Genomic DNA, 18,196 nt, shown 5'->3' on the forward strand with positions numbered 1-18,196 from the left:
GGGGGCAGGAAGCCCCCCTTTTTTTGCGTCAGTAGATGTCTTTGGACAGCAGCGTGAATGGCGTCTTGATCAGGATCTTGATGTCCAGCCACAGCGACCAGGTATTGATATAGCGCAGGTCGATGTCCACGCGCCGTTGCATCTTTTCCAGGGTCTCGGTCTCGCCCCGGCAACCGCTGACCTGGGCCAGGCCGGTGATGCCGGGCTTGATGCGATGGCGCGCCATGTAGGCGTGGATCTTCCCCGAGTAGTAGTCATTGTGCGCAATCGCGTGGGGGCGCGGCCCGACCAGGGCCATATTGCCTTGCAGCACGTTGAACAACTGCGGCAATTCATCGATTGAGGTTCGGCGGATAAACCGGCCCACCGGGGTAATGCGCGAATCGTTGCGGCTGGCCTGACGTACCTCATGGTCGTCATGCACACGCATCGAGCGGAATTTCCACACCTTGATCACTTCGCCATTCCAGCCGTGGCGGTCCTGTTTGAAAATCACCGGGCCCGGGGATGTGAGCTTGATCAACAGGGCGAACACCAACAACACCGGGCTGAGCAGCAGGATCGCCAGCAGGGCGATGCTCTTGTCCAGCAATGACTTGCTCAAGGCGGCGGTGGGGCGACTGGTCAGCGGGCTTTCATTGAGGAAAATCGCCGGCAGCCCGTCCACTTCGGCCACGCAGTGATTGAGCAGCAGCATGTTGTTCAGGTCGGGCACCCAGATCACGTCCACGCTGATGTCCAGCAGGTTGAGGTACAGCGCCTCGATGTGCGTGGCGTCCTGCAGTGAGTGGGTGATATAGAGCCGGCGGATACCGTGCTGTCGGATCAGCTGGGGCAATTGCGGCAGGTCGCCGAGGATCTGCGCGGGTGCGTCAGCGGCGATCTCGCTGTGGCTACCGACGAGGCCCACCAGCGGCGAGCGTTTCTGCCGCGAGAGCGTCTTGGCCAGGTCCACGGCGAGCTTGCCGGTGCCGACAATCAGTGACTTGTGCCGTTCATGAAGTTGGCGGTGGTAATACCGGGAGGCACTGTGCAGCGGGATATAACACAGGGCAAGTAACGGGTAACTGACCGCCGCCCACAGTAATAACGTTTCCAGCGGAAACAGTTCGCTGGCATTGCAAACAATGCCGACAATAAACACGATGCCCACGGTCAACAGCCACCCCATGAACAGTCGTCCCAGGCCTACGCCGTAATCATCTTTTTTACTGTAGACATCACACACACTGTACGCCGGGAGCGAGGCCAGAATGGTGAAGGCGGCGAGCACGCGGTAGTTATATTCAAGTTGTCCCGTCTTGAGGAAAACCAGCATAAACAACAGCGCAACGACCAGGCTGGATGCAAGCATCCACTGGCCCCAGAAGGTTAAACCCTTGGGGGTCAGGTTGCGATGCATTCTAGTGTTATTCAGCATACTTCTGCTCCCGGTGGTGACCACGCACGTGGTGGCAGGGTTTAATGAAAAAAACAACAGGCACGCGCAAGCGCGTACCCATGAATGGTAATGAACGGCCGGGGGCAATGGCTGACGACTTATAACAAGGTCAGGTGCGTATTTATTAGAGGTGGGTGTTATAAACGGGCAGCTGAGAGAGGCAGTAAATGGCAGGGTTTTTAATAGAGTCCGGGTGTTTTTTTATTTTAGCGACGCGCGGGAGTCAGCTCTAACGGCTTCTTGATTTTTTGCGTGAGGCAATAACCACGGTTCCTGACGGCGCGAAACAGGCGCTCGCCATCGTTGACCCGTTTGAACTTTTCCTGCAGTCGGCTCAAACACATTTCGAGTCCCCGGTACAACTCGGGTTCACGCCCTATATTACGGATCAACTCTTCTTTGCTGACCACGCGTTCTTCATGGTGCAGCATCTTCTTAATTAAAGCCGATTCAATAGTGGTCAATGAAATCCGCAGGCCACCTTTGACCAGGGTGCGGTCGTGCTGGGTCAGCAGCCAGAAATCCTGCGGGTGCAGTGGGGGTCTTTCGCTATTGATCTCCGTCGTTCGAGTGTGGGGTGTTGGCGGACTGTCCGGCGCCTCGGGCGCTGGCATTCTTGAAGCCTGCCGCGCCGCGTTAACCGGCTGTGCGTGCAAACCGAGGGAGTGGGTAATCACATAAGTATTGAACCGCGCGCGCGTCGGTTGTGGGTCGAGGAAGGATGACGTTTTAGGCGCAGTGAGTTCGTAATGGAATAACTCTGCATTGGGCGTGAAGTCCTGCAGCGCTATCGCAGGAAGTGTCGCAGTGAAGGCATGTTTCTTGAGGGAGCTCATAGTGTCCACCGATATCAGGAAGGGGCAGTTTTACAGGCAGTCAGCAGGGGAGTAATAACCGCCCTGAAAGTATTCGAACGGCAGGTTTTTAGCCAGCATCGCACTGTCGGCAAACTCGACGGTGTCGGCGATGAAGCGCACCCCGCTGGCACTGATCAGCGCCAGCATGCGGTCGTAGAGCCTGTCGAACAGGTCCGAGCGCGTATTCAGACTGAGCCTGAGAGCGGAATCCGGAAAAGGCATTTTTATATAGTCGTACAACTTGAGGTCGATCAGCAGGTCCCCAGGCTTTGTGTCGAGCCTGTAGTTGTTGTAGGCCAACGTAATACCACTGTGATCTTTCAACTTATATAACTGGCGCACCATGGCCCGGCGTTCGACCGGGCCGGGCAGGGCATCCAGGCGGTTGTCGAGCGTGAGGGTGAGGGGCTGGCGATGTTTTTCCAATGACTGCGCGGTCTGGATAATTGCCTTGAACGTGTCTTCGTTCATCAAGGCCGCTTGCCCGATACGCAGGAACGCATGACGAACCCCTTGGCCTGTGACCTGGAGTGTCTTGCGTCGCGGGTTGATGCGCAGCATTGCCTCGCGCCAGGCACTTTCCGGCAGCGCGTCCTCACCGTGATGTTCCGCCCTGATTTCACTGCCCCATAAGGCATGACGACGGTCGACGATGGCTTGCCGGATGAGCGTGTAGCCCGTGGTAGTGGCACAGGGTTGGTGTTCGTTATTCACCGTGCGAACTCCCCTTGGCGGGCGGGAAGTCGCTGACACAAATTAGACCCCGGCTTAGTTTGTAACCGTAACCGCGAATATTCTGGATAATGTTTTCACCGTAGTGCGCCTTGATTTTACTGCGCAGGCGACTGATGGATTTTTCCAGTGCGCGGGAGTCGTAGTACTTGGTATTAAGGCCCATGACGGCGGCGATCTCATTATGACTGAGCAGTCGGTTATGAATGAGCGCTTCGAGTACTTTCATTTCGACGAAGGATATTTCCAGCTTCTTGCCATCGCCGTAGATGCACATGCGGTCCTGGTCCAATACCAGTCCACGATGAAGTCGCTCGCTCTCGTTGAGAAAGGTATCAAACAGGCTTATCTTTTTTTCCGCAGAAGTTTCCACGGCCTTGACGCAGTAATCCGCACCGGCCAGATAATATTTTGTTTTGCTCAAGGTCGAGGCAAACGTAACGACCACAAATATGGTCGAGCCCGGGTGCTCTTCGCGGGTTTTTCTTATTATGTCCAGGGTTTGCTGGCTGGCGGAGGGTGTATCGATTTCTATAATGATGGCACGGTAATGTCCGTGGTGTTGCTGAGGGTCAATTAGTTGTCCGTAGCAACGTGTATCGACTTTTAAATTATTCGCTACAGTGCGAACTAAAAGCGCCCGAAAGTCCTCCGATTTCGATTGAGTCCGGGCAATAGCGAGGACGTTGGAAAAATGCATTACCCTACTCCCTTTTCCGGCATGCAGGCCGTCAGTTCAATCGCTGCTAGCGTTTAGATACTAATCGAATTGAATACGCTAAAACGTGACAAATTTTAACATTCGCCACTTTGTTTTTACGAGCGAGGAGGGCTAATAGGCACAGTTTGTGAAGGGGGTGTGCGGACTTACACATATGCTAGTGCAAATTTTTAATCGCCTATAAGTATTTTAGCCCAAACGATTTTTTTGATTGCACGCGAGGTTGGCCATTGCCTTTCCCAGGCGCCGACGCCACCAGGCCAGGCGAGCACCAGGGGTGAGAAGGGTTCCCATCGCGCCCTGGTGTTTGACCGCCGACAGTACCGTCGGTGCCTCACCGTCTTAGCTGTATTTCGCCCTCGATGCACCCCACCAGAAACTCCATCACCACCTTCACCAGCGGCGAGCGGCGCATATCGGGGTACACCGTCAGCCAGATATCGCGCTGCGGACCCTCGGTCGCCGTCGGCAGCTTGACCAATTGCGGGTCGTGATCGCCCACCAGCGTCGGCAGCACCACCACACCCACTGCGGCCCTGGCCGCCATTTGCTGGGTGATCAGCTCGCTGGCAGCAAAGGCAATTTCGCGCGGGCCGCGCAGTTGGTGCATCCATGCCTGTTGGGGCAGGTGGTCACGGCTGCTGTCGTAGGCAATGAAGGACCACTGTTCGGTGGGCAGTTGCTGCAACGCCGGCGGGCCGTACAGCCCGAAGCGCACCACGCCGACCTTCCTGCGCACCAGCGCGTCTTCATCGGGACGCAGCGTGCGCAGGGCGATATCTGCTTCACCCTTGTCCAGCGCGGCCAAGTGGGTGGAGGGCATCAGTACCAGGTTCAGTTGGGGATACTCGGCACGCAAGCGCGCCACATGCGGGGCGATGCAGTAATTGGCAATGGACGGCGGGCAGCTGACCCGCACCGTGCCAGCCATTTCGATGGACGCCACCCGCGACAGGCGCAGCACTTGGGTCGCCATCTCGTCCATGCCGGCGGCCAGTTCGGCCAGCGCCAGGCCCTGGGCGGTAAGAGGGCGGCTGCGCGGCAAGCGGTCGACCAGTTTCACGCCCAGGGCTTTTTCCAAGGCGTCGACCCGGCGACCCACCGTGGCGTGCTCCACCTGCAACTCGCGGGCAGCGGCCGACAGCGATTGGCTGCGGGCCAATACGGTGAAGTAATACAGATCCTGCCAATCGAACATCGGGTTATTTCCGCACAGAGGCTGGGACGGTTTGGGGAATATTCCAACGGATTGCGTCCTTTTACCATGGCCGCTTCCCCGTGCACATGGAGTTGTTCCTGTATGAAAGCCATCACCTTGCAAACCTACGGCGGCCCGGATGTCTCGCAACTGCAGCTGGATGTGGCCAAGCCGCTGATACGCGCGGGCCACGTGTTGATCAAGGTGGCCTGCGCCGGGATCAATTTCATGGACATTCACACGCGCCAGGGCAAGTACGCCCAATCAGTCACGTACCCGGTGCGCCTGCCCTGTACGTTGGGCATGGAAGGCGCCGGTGTCGTGGTGGAGGTCGGCGCGGACGTGCATCACTTGGCCGTGGGCGACCGCGTGGCCTGGTGCATCGCCTGGGGCGCGTATGCCGAATACGCGCTGGTGCCGGTCGACAAGGTTGCGCAGATACCCAGCGCGATCACCTTCGATCAGGCCGCTGCGGCGATGTTCCAGGGGTGCACGGCCCACTACTTGATTGAGGATGTGGCCCGTTTGCAGGCGGGCGACACCTGCCTGGTACACCCGGCGTCAGGCAGCATCGGCCAGTTGCTGGTGCAGATGGCCCGGCACGTGGGGGCGACCGTGCTCACCACGGGCAGCACCGCACAAAAGTGCGCGATTGCCCTGCAGCGCGGCGCGCACCAGGCCTGGACCTATGATGACGGCGGCTTTGTCGAGCGTGTCCTGGCAGCCACCGACGGCCAGGGCGTGGACGTGGTGTTCGATTCCCTGGGCAAAAGTACCCTGCGTGACAGCTTCCGCGCCTGCCGCACACGTGGACTGATCGTCAATTACGGCAATGTCTCGGGCTCGCTGACCGACCTCGATCCGATTGAGCTGGGCGAGGCCGGCTCGCTGTTCCTGACCCGTCCACGGCTGGCCGACCATATGGCCGACGGGGCGACGGTGCAGCGCCGCGCCAATGCGGTGTTCGCGGCAATGCTCGAAGGGTCGTTGAGCGTGGAGATCGAAGGCCACTACCGCCTGGAAACCGTGCAGCAGGTGCATGCGCGTATCGAGGCTCGGCAACAGATCGGCAAGGCGGTGCTGTGGGTGGACCGCGACTTGGGTTAATGACAGGCGAAAAAAAACCGGCTGATCAGGCCGGTTTGGGGTTCCCGCCAACAGCGCGGGATTATGCGTTGTTGCCTTGCAGACGATCCGCACCGCCTTCAGCCAGGCCACGTTCCTGCAAGCGATCCGCACCGCCTTCCGCCAGGCCACGTTCCTGCAAGCGATCCGCACCGCCTTCAGCCAGGCCACGTTCCTGCAGGCGATCCGCGCCGCCTTCAGCCAGGCCGCGTTCCTGCAGGCGATCCGCGCCGCCTTCCGCCAAGCCACGTTCCTGCAGGCGATCAGCGCCACCTTCAGCGAAACGGTTGCCTTGCAGGCGGTCCGAACCACCCTCTGCAACACGGCTTTCGATCAGGCGATCCGCACCGCCTTCAGCGACGACAGGGTGAGCAAATGCGTTTGCAGCAAGTACCGAGAAAGCGAGGCTAAGCAAGATTTGGCGTTTCATGTGAGTGTGCTCCGAGTGTTTTAGTTGGGTTGTTGCCGGTATGGGTTTGATGTTACGCGTTGGATTTTTTAAGAGAACTTCATTGGGCTGATGGTGACTATCGACGCCAGCGATGGCCCGCTTGCGCGGACCTTCGCCGAGTCGGTCATGGCATCTGCGGCAGCTCATTGGGGCGCAGGTCGAACACCAGCACCTCGGCATCCTCGCCGTGGCCCAGGCGGATCTGCCGCTCATCCCGCACACGGGCGCCGTCGCCTTCCTGCAAGCGCTGGCCGTTGACCTCAACGCTGCCTCGGGCCACATGCACGTACACATGGCGATCTGGCGGCAGGTCCAGGGTGGCGCTTTCGTCAGCGTTGAACAGCCCGGCATACACCCGCGCGTCCTGGCGCACGCTCAGGGAACCGTCGGCGCCGTCCGGCGAGATGATCAACTGCAGGCGTCCGCGTTTCTGCGCCGCGCTGAAATGCTCTTGTTGATAGCGTGGCTCGGCACCGGCCACGGCGGGCACGATCCAGATCTGCAGGAAGTGCACGCCACGGCTCTGGCTGTGGTTGAACTCGCTGTGGGCCACACCGCTGCCGGCGCTCATCAGTTGCACATCACCGGGGCGGATCACCGAGCCGGTACCCAGGGTGTCTTTGTGTTCCAGGGCGCCTTCGAGCACGTAGGAGAAAATCTCCATGTCGCGGTGCGGGTGCTGGCCGAAGCCCTTGCCGGCGGCGACACGGTCATCGTTGATCACCAGCAGGTCGGAAAAACCTTGCTCGGCGGGGTTCCAGTAGTTGGCGAACGAAAAGGTATGGAACGACTTCAACCAACCGTGATTGGCGGCGCCGCGTTCCGAAGCTTTGCGAAGGGTCAGCATGGTGGTGTCCTCAAGTGAGCGCGGGCTGCGAGATGCAGGGCGCTGGCGTTGAGAGGAAGGTTACTGGTTACTGTTGGATTCATTAAGGAGATGAAATCTGAATGACTGTCGCCCTGAGGTTGACAGTAATCGACGTGCCATAATGGCTGACGCTTTCCCTTCTTTAATAGGTCTCCCGCTTGATGAAAACCGTGGCCATGGCGCTGTTTCCGGACTTCCTCCTGCTCGACATGGCGGGGCCGCTCGAGGTGTTTTCCATCGCCAACCGCTACCTGCCTGCGGCCGACCACTACCAGATACTCACCATCGGCACCGAGCCCGGCCCGTTGCGCGCCTCCAATGGGGTGGTGGTGCAGGCCGACCTGGCGCTGGGCCAGGCGCACGCGGCCTACGACCTGCTGCTGGTGCCCGGCGGGCCCGGCGCCTATAACGAATGCCATCCCGCGCTGTTGCCCTGGCTGCAACAGGCCGCGCCGCGTGCCCGGCGCTTTGGGTCGATCTGTACCGGAGCGTTTGTGCTGGGGCATGCCGGCCTGCTCGATCATCACCGCGTGACCACCCATTGGCACTACACCGAGCGCCTGATCAAGGCCTTCCCCAAGGCCATCGTCGAGACGGACCGCATCTACCTGCAGGACGGGCGATTGATTACCTCTGGTGGGGTCACGGCCGGTATCGACCTGGCGCTGTCGATTGTCGCCCAGGACCACGGCAAGCAGGTCGCGGTGGACGTGGCCAAGGTGCTGCTGGTGGTAATGAAGCGCCAGGGCGGCCAGGCCCAGTTCAGCCCGATGACAGCCGCCGTCGCGCCCCAGGAAACCGCGATCACCCGCGTGCAGCAGCACGTACTCGACCACCTGGACCAGCCCTTCAGCATCGAGTCGATGGCCACGCTGGCAGGCATGAGTGCGCGCCACTTCGCGCGGCTGTTTGCCAAGGAGGTGCAGATGACGCCCATGGCCTTCCTGCAGGGCGCGCGTATCGACCGCGCGCGCCAGCTGCTGGAGGCCACCGACCTGCCGCTGAAGACCGTGGCCTTCCACGCAGGTTTTGGCAGCGTGCGGCATATGCGTTCTCTGTTCAGTGAAAAGCTCGGTCTCAACCCGACCCAATACCGGCAGCAGTTCAGTTAGCGCCAGGATGTCCGTCTCGCGCACTCGAATGTCCGTGTCGCTCCCCGTGCCAGCATTGTCCTGTCATCGCCAAGTGGCAAGATAGCCACAGGCCCATGGAACAGGACGCGCAAACGCCCAAGGCCGGGTGTTCCAGCGCGATGACAGCGATGAACAACCTTCAGGCGATGGATGCGAACGGCACGGTGCGTTTCGGTGCCTATGCCTTTCACCGGCAACAGCGGCTGCTCAGCAAGGCCGGGTGGCCGGTGCCCTTGGGCGGCCGCGCGCTGGATATCCTCGCGGTGCTGCTCGAGGCGCCCGGGCAGTTCATCAGCAAGGCCACGCTGATCGAGCGCGTCTGGCCGTGCAGTGTGGTCGAGGAAAGCAACCTGCGCGTGCACATCGCCGCCTTGCGCCGTGCCCTCGACGGGCAACGCTGCATCCTCAACGATCCCCTGCGCGGCTACTGTTTCATTGCGCCGGTGCACGGCGAGCTGTCGTCGCAGTTGCCCCGGCACAATCTGGCGACGCGGCTCAGCCCGGTGATGGGGCGTGATGAATTGCTTGGCGTGCTGGTACGGCGCCTGTCCGGGCAGCGTCTGATGACCCTCACCGGCTGTGCCGGCGTCGGCAAGAGCACCCTGGCCCTGGCGCTGGCCGAGCGCGTATTGCCACGCTATCGCGCCGGCGTGTGGTGGGTGGACCTCGCCACCGTGCAGGCGCCGACAATGCTGCTACAACACCTGGCCACAGTGCTGCACCTGGTGCCCACCCGTAGCCCTGTCGAATTATGCCGCCAACTGGCCGGCCGGCAGTTATTGCTGGTGCTCGACGGCGTTGACCCGCTGCTGGGGGCGTGCCGGCATCTGGTGCGCGCGCTGCACGAGCAGGCGCCGCAGGTCAGCGTGCTGATCAGCAGTCGCGAAGCCTTGCGCGTGCCCGGCGAATGGGTGCTGCGCGTGCCGCCGCTGGCGGTGCCTGCACCGGCGGTATTGGGCAGCGTCGACCACGCGATGGCTTGCCCGGCGGTGCAACTGTTCGTCGCCCGCGTACGTGCCAGTCAGCAGGACTATGATTTGCGCCCCCAGGACCTGGGCCCCCTGCGCGACATCTGCCGACGCCTCGACGGCCTTCCCCTGGCCCTGGAACTGGCGGCCGCCCAGGTCGACGCCTTGGGCGTGCGCGGTTTACAGGCGCAGCTGCGCAGCGGCATACAGACGCTGAGCCGCGGTCGACGCACGGCCGTGGAGCGCCACCAATCGCTTGCCGCTGCCCTGGACTGGAGCTACGAACGCCTGAGCCTGCCGGAGCGCTGGCTGTTCCTGCAATTGGGCTTGTTCAAAATGGCCGTGACCTTGCCGTCCTTGAGCGTGCTGGTCGCCGGCACCGAGCTGGAACACGCCGACCTTGCCTACCTGCTGGCGCGACTGGTGAGTACCTCGTTGCTGAACGTCGAGCCGGGCCCGGGGCCCGCGCGTTATCGTTTGCTCAACAGCACCCGCAGCTACGCCCTCGCGCAGTTGCGCGACCCGGCGCAGGTGGCACGGTTGCAGCAGGGGTATGGGCATTATCTGGGGGCGTTTTCAGGCCGGACGTTTGTCCTGCAACTCGTCGAGCAGGCCGCGTACGCGCAGTAGGTCGCGGGTGGCAAAGCCTTCGGTAAAGCGCCCGTAGACTGAACCGAGCAGATCGCGCGCAGGCTGCAGGCGACCTTGCTGCTGCCAGCGTTGTGCCAATGAGGTCGCGCAACGCAGTTCCCAGGCCAGCGCGCCTTGCTGGTTAGCCAGGCCGAGGGCTTCGAGCAGCAGCGCTTCGGCGGTGCGGGTGTCGGCCATGCCCTCGGCGTGCACGCGGATCACTTCGGCGGCGCACCAGCCGGCTGCCCCCGTGCGGGCGCGCTCGAAGGCTTGCTCATCGACGACACGCGCGCCGAACGTGATCAGGATGTCGTCTATCAGCCCCAGGCCCTGCAGGTCCTGGTGGCCGGGAATCCCGGCGTAGTGCCCCGCCCAGGTCTGGAACAGCTGCACCGAATGCTTGTGGGACTGCTCCAGCAGCAGCGTCTGCAGGCGCTGCGCCGCCTCGTCATCGCCGTTGTAGCGGGCGATGACCACGCCGGCCAGGGCCAGGGTGTAGCAGATCGACGTGCCGTGATTGATCTGCAGCGCCAACTCCAGCGCCTGGCTGGCCACGGCCCAGGCGCGCTCGGGAAAACCCTGCAACCACAGGATGCGCGCCAATACCGTCAGTGAGGCGACGCTCTGGTCATATTGCACGCCCAAGCGATAGGCAAAGCGATTCAGCGAGCCGCTGTGCGCCATGCGCTGGATGACCTGTTCGGCCGTGTGCCGGGCGAGTGCCTGGTTGCCGGTGTAATGCTGCGCCAGCACGTGCAGGCGCTGGGTACTCAGCTCCAGCAGCGGTTCGGTGCGCGGGTCGAGGTGGTCGAATTGCACGCTCAGCGCCTGTGCCTGGCGATAATGGCCTGCGCACAGGTTGACCGCCATGTGGCCGGAGACCGCGCGCAATTGGCCGGCGAGGTCCTGGCGTTCCTCGGCCAGGCGCCTGGCGCTGACAAACGCGGCGATGGTCCGCGGTGCGCCACCCAACGCGTGATAGGACAGGCTGCCCAGGGCCAATTGCAGCTGCATCGTCAATTGCGTGCAGGGCGCACGGGCCTCGGCCATCAGCGCCAGCGCCCTGTCGACATACACCGCATGCTCCCTGACCAGCGACAACTCTTGCCACAGCGGCATGGCGCTGACCGTCAGGCGGATCGCCAGCAGGTGTTCGCCGCCCTCGGCAAGGCCCCAGTCGAGCGCGGCACGCACGTCTTCGCGCAGTGGCGCGTAGCGGTCGAGCCACGGTTGGGTCGCGATCAACTCCCAGTCGTCCTGCGCCTGCTCCATCAGCGTCAGGCAGCGCACCGCATGGCGCTCGCGCGTGGCGTGCAGCTCGTTGGCGAGGCTGAGCTTTTCCAGGGCGTAGGTACGGGTGATGTCCAGCAGGCGATAGACCATCTCGTCATCACCCGGCTCCACATTGAGCAAGGATTTGGCCACCAGTTGGGTGATCGAGCCCAGCACCTCGGCCGGTGCAATCTGCTCGCCGGCAATCACCGCCGCCGCGCTGGCCAGGCTGAAACCGCCACGGAACACCGCGAGGCGGCGCAGGCACACCTGCTCGCACGCGGTCAGCAGGTCGAAGCTCCAATCCAGCGTGGCGCGCAAGGTCTGATGACGGGGCAGGGCGCTGCGCCGGCCACGGGTCAGCAGGCGGAAGTTGTCTTCCATCTGCACCAGCAGGCGCGGCAGGCCGAAGCGTTCGATCTGCGCCGCCACCAACTCGATTGCCAGCGGGATGCCGTCGAGGCGCTGGCAAATATCAATCGCCAACGGCAGTTCGGCTTCGCTCAGCTCAAAGCGGTCCTGGTGCGACATGGCTCGCTCGATCAGCAATTGCAGGGCCGGGTAGCCCATGGCCTGGGCGCGATTGCCGGTGGCGGGCGGGCAGGCCAGGGGGTCGAGGCGTTGCACCGACTCGCCCTCGGCGCGCAGGGCTTCGCGGCTGGTGGCCAGGATATGCAGCCGGGGCGCATGGCGCAGCAGGCTTTCGCTGATCAGCGCGATGTCGTCCAGCAGGTGCTCGCAATTGTCGATCACCAGCAGCCACTGGCGTTCCTGCAGGCGGCGCGCGAAGGTGTCCAGGGGTTCATGCTCGACGTGTGGGAGGCCGAGCAGGGCGGCGAGGTTGGGCAGGATCAGTGCCGGTGCGCTGAGGGGCGCCAGGTCCAGCAGGTGGATGCCGTCGCGGTAATGTCCGATCAGCAGTTCGGCCACGCGCAACGCGACGGTGGTCTTGCCGATGCCGCCGGCGCCGGTCAGGGTGATAAAGCGCTGTTGCGGCAGCTGTTGCACCAGTCGGTCGATCAAGGCCTGGCGGCCGATCACGCGGGTGCGCCGCAGTGGCAGGTTATGGCCCTGGGCTTGCGGAGTGCCATCAGCCGGAAAGGTCATCGGTTCGATGCTCAGTGGCGCAACAAAACTGTAGCCACGCTGGGCCACCGTGACGATATAGCGCTGCCCGGCCTGGCCGTCGCCCAATGCCTTGCGCAACGCGGCCATGTGCACCCGCAGGTTGCCGTCTTCCACCACGCTGTGCGGCCAGACCCGGGCGATCAAGGCCTGCTTGCTCACCACGTTGCCGGCCTGCTCCAGCAGGATCAGCAGGATATCCAGCGCGCGCCGGCCCAGGCGCAATGGCTGGCCGGCCTCCAGCACCAGGCGTTGGCGCGGATGGACGCGGTAGGGGCCGAAATGTACGGCCTGGTCGCTGAGGTCGCTCATGGCGCGCCATGCTCGGAAAAAGGAGTGCGGCCAGCATAGGCCAGGTGCGCCGCCACCACTAGGCCGCGATCACGTCGGGCTTGTGACGCAATTGGTGATTTCGCCAGGTCATCGGGTTGACGCCTTCGCTGCGGGTGAACATATGGCAGAAATGCGCCTGGTCGCAGAAGCCGCATTCGAGGCTGATCTGCGTCAGGCTCAGGGCGGAACCGGTGATCAGTTCCTTGGCCCGCTGGATGCGCTGCTGGCGAATCCATTCCTGCGGCGACAGCCCGGTGGTGCACTTGAACGCGCGGGAGAAATGGCTGCGTGACAGCGCGCAGGCCTGGGCCAGGTCGGCAATCGCCAGGCTTTCGCCGAGGTTGGCGAGGATCAATTGCTTGGCAATGCGCTCGCGCCGGGGGCAGAGGCCGCCGGTCGCGGGCAAGCGGGGAGCACAGTACTCAAGTCGGGCCATGACAGATATCCGCAGTCGATGGGAGCGTTCCCGGTGAATGGATGCAGTGTAGACCGCTGCATTCTTGGCGCCGGACCGTCTGGCTGACGAGTTAATCGTTGTTAATTTTGCCAGCTCAGGCGGCAAAAACCGGCGGAAAAGACAGCACAGCCATGCAATACCACGGGCGGCTCGCGTGCTTATCTGTGGGCCTTTCAGCCGTTTGGATTGCCCCATGAACCGCAACGACCTGCGCCGCGTCGACATGAACCTCTTGGTGATTTTCGAAGCGCTGATGTTCGAGAAGAACCTGACCCGCGTCGCCGAAAAGCTCTTCATGGGCCAACCGGCGGTCAGTGCGGCACTCGGGCGCCTGCGCGACCTGTTCGACGACCCGTTGCTGCTGCGCAACGGCCGGGGCATGGAACCCACGCCACGGGCGCTGGCGATACTCAAGGAGCTGCAACCGGCCATGGACACTATTTCCGGCGCGGTCAGCCGCGCCAAGGATTTCGACCCTTCCACCAGTTGCGCGGTGTTTCGCATCGGCCTCTCCGACGACGCCGAGTTCGGCCTGTTCCCGCCGTTGCTCAGCCAACTGCGCGAAGAGGCGCCGGGCATCATCGTGGTGGTGCGTCGCGCCAACTACCTGTTGATGTCGTCGCTGCTGGCCAGTGGCGAGATCACGGTGGGGGTGAGCTACACCACTGAATTGCCGGCGAATGCCAAGCGCAAGAAGCTGCGCGATATTCCCTGCAAGGTGCTGCGCGGCGACGCCGGCGTGGCACCGCTGACCCTCGACGACTACTGCGAGCGGCCCCACGCGATGGTGTCGTTTTCGGGGGATTTGAGCGGCAACATTGACCTGGACCTGGCGCGTATCGGCCGGGCCCGCCGGGTGGTGCTGGCGGTACCGCAGTTCAGTGGGTTGCGCGCGCTGTTGGCGGGCACGCAGATCATCGCGACAGTGCCGGATTACGCGGCCTGCGCGTTGACCGAGGGCACGTCGCTGCGAGCCGAGGACCCGCCGTTTGCGATAGAGGCAGCGGAGCTGTCGATGGTGTGGAGCGGGGTGCATGACAATGACCCGGCGGAGCGGTGGTTGCGGGCGAGGATTTCGGAGCACATGGCGGGGGCTTGATTGAGGAGGTGGGCCCAGCCCACCAGGAATTGGTCACCCATTCTTCCCCGGAATTGGATATTCCTCCCACCACCTCCGGTCACTAACCTAGCCATCAACCCCCACCGTTCCGGAGAACCACCATGCAAGCGCGTACCGATTTCTACACCGCCTCCCCAGACGCCATGAAAGCCATGCTCGCCCTGGAAGCCGCTGTCGGCAAACTGTCCATCGAGTTGCCCCTGCTGGAACTGATCCGCCTGCGTGTTTCGCAGATCAATGGCTGTGCCTTCTGTCTCGACATGCACACCGCCGATGCCCGCAAGGGCGGTGAGACCGAGCGTCGCCTGTACACCGTGTCGGCCTGGCGTGAAACGCCGTTCTTCACCCCGCGTGAGCGCGCCGCACTGGCCTGGGCCGAAAGCCTGACACTGCTCAGCCAGACCCACGCGCCGGATGAGGACTTCAATGCACTCGCCGCCGAGTTCAGCGCCCAGGAGCAGGTCGACCTGAGCGTGGCCATCGCCACCATCAACAGCTGGAACCGCCTCGCGGTGGGTTTTCGCAAGATGCCCAAGTAAGCCTTAGAAATTCACCGAAGCACTCAGGCGCGCCGTCAGTGGCGCGCCCTGGAACAGATAGTCATCGCCCATGTACTCGCCCGCGTCGCGCCAGTAGCGCTTGTCGAACAGGTTGTCGACGCTCAGGCGAAACACCGTCTCGTAGCCGTCGACCTTGGTGGTGTAGCGGCTTCCGACATTGACCACCGCATAATCCCCGACCTCCACATTCCCGGTACGGTTCGCGTACTTCTTGGCGCTGTACTGCACGCCGCCGAGCACGGCCAATCCATTCACCCACGGCAACGCATAGTCGGCGTACACACTGGCGCGCAGCTTGGGTACGTTGATCGCCTGGTGGTCTTCGTATTCCGGCGTACCGCTGCCGGTCACCCGCGCGCGAATCGCCGCCACACTGGTCGCGATCTGCAAACGGTCGGTGGCCCAGCCGTTGGCCGACAACTCCAGCCCGGTGTTCTTCTGCTCGCCCTGTTGCACATAGATGAACTGATCGGCGCCTTCCGGCTTGGCGTACTGGTAGGCCTGGCGCGTCTGGAATACGGCAGCGGCGAAGCTGATGCGGCGCCAGTCGTATTTCACCCCGGCTTCGATCTGGCGCGAAACGGTCGGCGCGAGGGTTTCACCGTCGTTGGTGGTTGTCCACGGCGCCTGGCCGCCCAGGGACAGGCCTTTGCTGTAACTGGTGTAGAGCGAGATGTTTTCGACCGGCTTGTAGATCAACGAAGCCTGCGGCAGGAACACGTATTGCTGGGTGTGGCGAACCTGGTTGCCAGTGGTCCCGTCGAAGGCTTTTTCATCCAGGCGCACTTCACGGCCGCCGAGGATGGTTTGCCATTGCTCGTTGAAGCGGATGCGGTCGGTGACGAACAGGCCGTACTGGCGGCTGTCGAGGTTGCGATGGCTGTCGTTGAGCGGCTTGTCGGTGGGGGTGAACGTCGGAGCATCGACGTTGATATTGGTGCTGCCGATGTATTCATTGACCGACTTGCGCTTGTCGACCACCCGGCGAAAGGCGCTGGTGCCGAAGGTCAGTTCATGGCCCAGGCTGCCCGTGTCGAACAGCCCGGTCATGGCCGCCTGCACTTCGTCGTCGCGGCGGGTGTCGTCGGGGCTGCGGTAGTCGTAGACGTCGTAGTCGCCAGTGGGGCTGAAGAAGGCGGTGCCGCAATCGGTCACGTAGAAGCAGCCATAGGCAAACGAACTGTAGTCGTCGATCACCACTTTGCTGCGCGCCGCGCTGAGGTTGCCTTTCCACTGGTCGCTGAAGCGGTATTCGAACTTGCCGTTGAGGTTCAGTGAGTCGATGCCCACCTGCTTGGAACCGCTCTGGTGCCCGAGCAACTTTTTCGGCGACGCGCCGTGTGGCACTTCAGTGCCGCCCAGCAACTGGTAGCCGGGCACCGAGCGTTGCTGCTTATCCTGGTATTCCGCATCCAGCTGCAGCACGGCGTCGGGGCTGATGTTCCAGTCAAAGGCCAGGGACACGAAATCGCGCTGGCCATTGGCGTGTTCCACGTAGGAATTGAGGTCTTCATGGGCGACGTTGGCACGCAGGCCGAATTGCTGCTCGCTGCCGAACCAGCCGCCGACATCGGTAGCGATATAACCGCTGCCGCGATCATCTGTGGACACCGTCACCTGGCGCACGTCCTCCGGGCGCTTGGTCACGTAGTTGATCACGCCGCTGGGCTCGGAGATGCCGCTTTGCAGGCCCGCCAGGCCCTTGAGCACTTCCACCTGCTGCTTGTTTTCCAGGGCGACGTTCTGCTCGCCGGTGATGGTGCGCCCGTTGATCTTGTAGCTGCTGGCAGCATTCAGCGAGAAGCCGCGCACCACAAAGTTTTCGTAGTAGCCGATGGGCGCATAGCTGTCGCCCACCGAGGCATCGTTGCGCAGCACTTCACTGAGCAGGCGCGCCTGCTGGTCCTTGATCATCGCGGCGTTGATCACCGTGATCGAGGCGGGCGTGTCCAGCAGCGGCGCCTCGTCGAAGCCCCCGACCGAGGCGGTTTCAGCGCGATAGCCGGACTCATCCTGGCCCTGGACCTGCACCGCTGGCAGCTCCAACTCCGCCGCCAGACTGTGACCGATGCCGCCACTGAGCAGCAGGCCGAGGGCAAAACGTGAAGTGACGACGGGACGAAAACGCAAAACCATGGGGGCAGGGCCTTAAAGCGCAGGGCGGGGGGCGCATAAGCTAGGCATAAGTGCGTACTTTTACAAGTTTTCGAGAATGATTCGCACGCTGAGACATCCCGTCTCAGCCCCCACGCCAATCGCTGCGCGCCTCGACAGCCGCCCCGGCGACCTGCGATAGACAAAGGCTTCTCTCATCATTGCAGGAGATCGTCATGGGGATTGCTGGAAAAATCGCGCTGGTCACCGGCGCCGGGCAGGGCATTGGCCGGGCCATCGCCCTGCGCCTGGCACAGGACGGTGCCGACATCGCCCTGGTGGACATCAATGGCGCCAAGCTCGAAGCCGTAGCTGCTGAAGTGGTCGCACTGGGACGCAAGGCCTCGGTGTTTGTCGCCGACGTGTCCAAGCGCGAACAGGTGGTGGCGGCCGTCGAACATGCGCACCAGACCCTGGGTGGCTTCGACATCATCGTCAACAACGCCGGGGTGGCGCAGATCGATTCGCTGCTGGACGTCAGTCCGGAACAGGTCGAACGCACGCTGGGCATCAATGTGCAGGGTGTGTTGTGGGGAATCCAGGCCGCCGGCAAGAAATTCAAGGCGCTTGAGCAGAAAGGCAAGATCATCAACGCGTGCTCCATCGCCGGCCATGAAGGCTTTGCGCTGCTCGGGGTGTACTCGGCGACCAAGTTTGCCGTGCGCGCCTTGACCCAGGCGGCGGCCAAGGAATTGGCCAGCGCCGGGATCACGGTCAATGCGTACTGCCCGGGCGTGGTGGGCACCGATATGTGGGTCGAGATCGACAAGCGCATGGCCGAGATTACCGGCGCTGACGTCGGCGCGACGTACAAGAAGTACGTGGAGGGCATTGCCCTGGGCCGCGCGGAAACGCCGGAAGACGTTGCCGGGCTGGTGGCCTTCCTGGCCGGGCCGGATTCGGACTACATGACCGGCCAAGCCCCGTTGATCGACGGCGGACTCGTCTACCGCTGACGTGCTTGGCTGACGCGTTCAAAAATGTGGGAGCGGGGGGGGGGGGGGGGGGGGGGGGGGGGGGGGGGGGGGGGGGGGGGGGGGGGGGGGGGGGG

General features: G+C 62.8%; 16 protein-coding genes. 6 read left to right on the top strand and 10 right to left on the bottom strand.

Annotated elements, in window-relative coordinates:
- Window positions 1-28: 28 nt before the first annotated feature.
- The 5 genes from AC07SI_RS29575 to AC07SI_RS29595 form a co-directional block, all read right to left on the bottom strand.
- Window positions 29-1,420: an undecaprenyl-phosphate glucose phosphotransferase gene (locus AC07SI_RS29575; protein ID WP_106804255.1), complete on the bottom strand. Its 1,392-nt coding sequence runs from the start codon at window positions 1,418-1,420 to the stop codon at window positions 29-31.
- A gap of 227 nt (window positions 1,421-1,647) precedes the next feature.
- Window positions 1,648-2,277 (bottom strand): winged helix-turn-helix domain-containing protein, encoded by a 630-nt coding sequence (locus AC07SI_RS29580; protein ID WP_495007063.1) that lies wholly within the window; start codon window positions 2,275-2,277, stop codon window positions 1,648-1,650.
- Between the two features lie 30 nt (window positions 2,278-2,307).
- Window positions 2,308-3,012 (bottom strand): YuxH family protein, encoded by a 705-nt coding sequence (locus tag AC07SI_RS29585; RefSeq protein WP_065906214.1) that lies wholly within the window; start codon window positions 3,010-3,012, stop codon window positions 2,308-2,310.
- The gene (locus AC07SI_RS29590; RefSeq protein WP_120448302.1) at window positions 3,005-3,730 is read right to left on the bottom strand and encodes a winged helix-turn-helix domain-containing protein; all 726 of its coding nucleotides are present in this window, start codon (window positions 3,728-3,730) and stop codon (window positions 3,005-3,007) included. The genes AC07SI_RS29585 and AC07SI_RS29590 overlap by 8 nt, the downstream gene beginning before the upstream one ends.
- Window positions 3,731-4,085: 355 nt before the next feature.
- Window positions 4,086-4,949: a LysR family transcriptional regulator gene (locus AC07SI_RS29595; protein ID WP_495007064.1), complete on the bottom strand. Its 864-nt coding sequence runs from the start codon at window positions 4,947-4,949 to the stop codon at window positions 4,086-4,088.
- Between the two features lie 102 nt (window positions 4,950-5,051).
- Between AC07SI_RS29595 and AC07SI_RS29600 the strand changes: the two genes are divergently transcribed.
- Window positions 5,052-6,056: a quinone oxidoreductase family protein gene (locus AC07SI_RS29600; RefSeq protein WP_495007065.1), complete on the top strand. Its 1,005-nt coding sequence runs from the start codon at window positions 5,052-5,054 to the stop codon at window positions 6,054-6,056.
- A gap of 61 nt (window positions 6,057-6,117) precedes the next feature.
- Here AC07SI_RS29600 and AC07SI_RS29605 read toward each other — a convergent pair whose 3' ends face one another.
- A complete protein-coding gene (locus AC07SI_RS29605; protein ID WP_065906224.1) occupies window positions 6,118-6,504 on the bottom strand; it encodes a hypothetical protein in 387 nt (128 codons plus the stop codon).
- 145 nt (window positions 6,505-6,649) lie between these two features.
- Entirely contained in the window at window positions 6,650-7,372 is a 723-nt protein-coding gene (locus AC07SI_RS29610) for a pirin family protein (protein WP_065906226.1), read from the bottom strand.
- Between the two features lie 182 nt (window positions 7,373-7,554).
- Between AC07SI_RS29610 and AC07SI_RS29615 the strand changes: the two genes are divergently transcribed.
- Together AC07SI_RS29615 and AC07SI_RS29620 are read left to right on the top strand one after the other, a co-directional pair.
- Window positions 7,555-8,505: a GlxA family transcriptional regulator gene (locus AC07SI_RS29615; RefSeq protein WP_495007066.1), complete on the top strand. Its 951-nt coding sequence runs from the start codon at window positions 7,555-7,557 to the stop codon at window positions 8,503-8,505.
- A gap of 95 nt (window positions 8,506-8,600) precedes the next feature.
- A complete protein-coding gene (locus AC07SI_RS29620) occupies window positions 8,601-10,124 on the top strand; it encodes an ATP-binding protein (RefSeq protein WP_495007067.1) in 1,524 nt (507 codons plus the stop codon).
- Here AC07SI_RS29620 and AC07SI_RS29625 read toward each other — a convergent pair.
- Window positions 10,071-12,833 (bottom strand): ATP-binding protein, encoded by a 2,763-nt coding sequence (locus AC07SI_RS29625; RefSeq protein WP_495007068.1) that lies wholly within the window; start codon window positions 12,831-12,833, stop codon window positions 10,071-10,073. The two genes, AC07SI_RS29620 and AC07SI_RS29625, sit on opposite strands and share 54 nt — an antisense overlap.
- Window positions 12,834-12,891: 58 nt before the next feature.
- A complete protein-coding gene (locus AC07SI_RS29630; protein WP_065906233.1) occupies window positions 12,892-13,290 on the bottom strand; it encodes a helix-turn-helix domain-containing protein in 399 nt (132 codons plus the stop codon).
- Between the two features lie 214 nt (window positions 13,291-13,504).
- On the opposite strand from AC07SI_RS29630, the gene AC07SI_RS29635 reads away from it, so the two are divergent.
- Window positions 13,505-14,410 carry a LysR family transcriptional regulator gene (locus tag AC07SI_RS29635; RefSeq protein ID WP_106804244.1) on the top strand — a complete coding sequence of 302 codons (906 nt, stop codon included), beginning with the start codon at window positions 13,505-13,507 and terminating at the stop codon, window positions 14,408-14,410.
- A 122-nt stretch (window positions 14,411-14,532) separates the two neighbouring features.
- A complete protein-coding gene (locus AC07SI_RS29640; RefSeq protein ID WP_065906237.1) occupies window positions 14,533-14,970 on the top strand; it encodes a carboxymuconolactone decarboxylase family protein in 438 nt (145 codons plus the stop codon).
- A gap of 3 nt (window positions 14,971-14,973) precedes the next feature.
- Here AC07SI_RS29640 and AC07SI_RS29645 read toward each other — a convergent pair whose 3' ends face one another.
- Window positions 14,974-17,127 (bottom strand): TonB-dependent siderophore receptor, encoded by a 2,154-nt coding sequence (locus AC07SI_RS29645; RefSeq protein ID WP_201144123.1) that lies wholly within the window; start codon window positions 17,125-17,127, stop codon window positions 14,974-14,976.
- Between the two features lie 194 nt (window positions 17,128-17,321).
- On the opposite strand from AC07SI_RS29645, the gene AC07SI_RS29650 reads away from it, so the two are divergent.
- Window positions 17,322-18,101 (top strand): acetoin reductase, encoded by a 780-nt coding sequence (locus AC07SI_RS29650; RefSeq protein WP_495007069.1) that lies wholly within the window; start codon window positions 17,322-17,324, stop codon window positions 18,099-18,101.
- Window positions 18,102-18,196: the final 95 nt, after the last annotated feature.

It is taken from the genome of Pseudomonas sp. GW821-FHT05D12 (assembly GCF_059419825.1).

Excerpts from the sequence above, each read along its gene's own strand:
- AC07SI_RS29575 (WP_106804255.1), bottom strand. The coding sequence starts at position 1,420 with ATGCTGAATAACACTAGAATGCATCGCAACCTGACCCCCAAGGGTTTA.
- AC07SI_RS29580 (WP_495007063.1), bottom strand. The coding sequence starts at position 2,277 with ATGAGCTCCCTCAAGAAACATGCCTTCACTGCGACACTTCCTGCGATA.
- AC07SI_RS29590 (WP_120448302.1), bottom strand. The coding sequence starts at position 3,730 with ATGCATTTTTCCAACGTCCTCGCTATTGCCCGGACTCAATCGAAATCG.
- AC07SI_RS29595 (WP_495007064.1), bottom strand. The coding sequence starts at position 4,949 with ATGTTCGATTGGCAGGATCTGTATTACTTCACCGTATTGGCCCGCAGC.
- AC07SI_RS29600 (WP_495007065.1), top strand. The coding sequence starts at position 5,052 with ATGAAAGCCATCACCTTGCAAACCTACGGCGGCCCGGATGTCTCGCAA.
- AC07SI_RS29605 (WP_065906224.1), bottom strand. The coding sequence starts at position 6,504 with ATGAAACGCCAAATCTTGCTTAGCCTCGCTTTCTCGGTACTTGCTGCA.
- AC07SI_RS29610 (WP_065906226.1), bottom strand. The coding sequence starts at position 7,372 with ATGCTGACCCTTCGCAAAGCTTCGGAACGCGGCGCCGCCAATCACGGT.
- AC07SI_RS29615 (WP_495007066.1), top strand. The coding sequence starts at position 7,555 with ATGAAAACCGTGGCCATGGCGCTGTTTCCGGACTTCCTCCTGCTCGAC.
- AC07SI_RS29620 (WP_495007067.1), top strand. The coding sequence starts at position 8,601 with ATGGAACAGGACGCGCAAACGCCCAAGGCCGGGTGTTCCAGCGCGATG.
- AC07SI_RS29625 (WP_495007068.1), bottom strand. The coding sequence starts at position 12,833 with ATGAGCGACCTCAGCGACCAGGCCGTACATTTCGGCCCCTACCGCGTC.
- AC07SI_RS29630 (WP_065906233.1), bottom strand. The coding sequence starts at position 13,290 with ATGGCCCGACTTGAGTACTGTGCTCCCCGCTTGCCCGCGACCGGCGGC.
- AC07SI_RS29635 (WP_106804244.1), top strand. The coding sequence starts at position 13,505 with ATGAACCGCAACGACCTGCGCCGCGTCGACATGAACCTCTTGGTGATT.
- AC07SI_RS29640 (WP_065906237.1), top strand. The coding sequence starts at position 14,533 with ATGCAAGCGCGTACCGATTTCTACACCGCCTCCCCAGACGCCATGAAA.
- AC07SI_RS29645 (WP_201144123.1), bottom strand. The coding sequence starts at position 17,127 with ATGGTTTTGCGTTTTCGTCCCGTCGTCACTTCACGTTTTGCCCTCGGC.
- AC07SI_RS29650 (WP_495007069.1), top strand. The coding sequence starts at position 17,322 with ATGGGGATTGCTGGAAAAATCGCGCTGGTCACCGGCGCCGGGCAGGGC.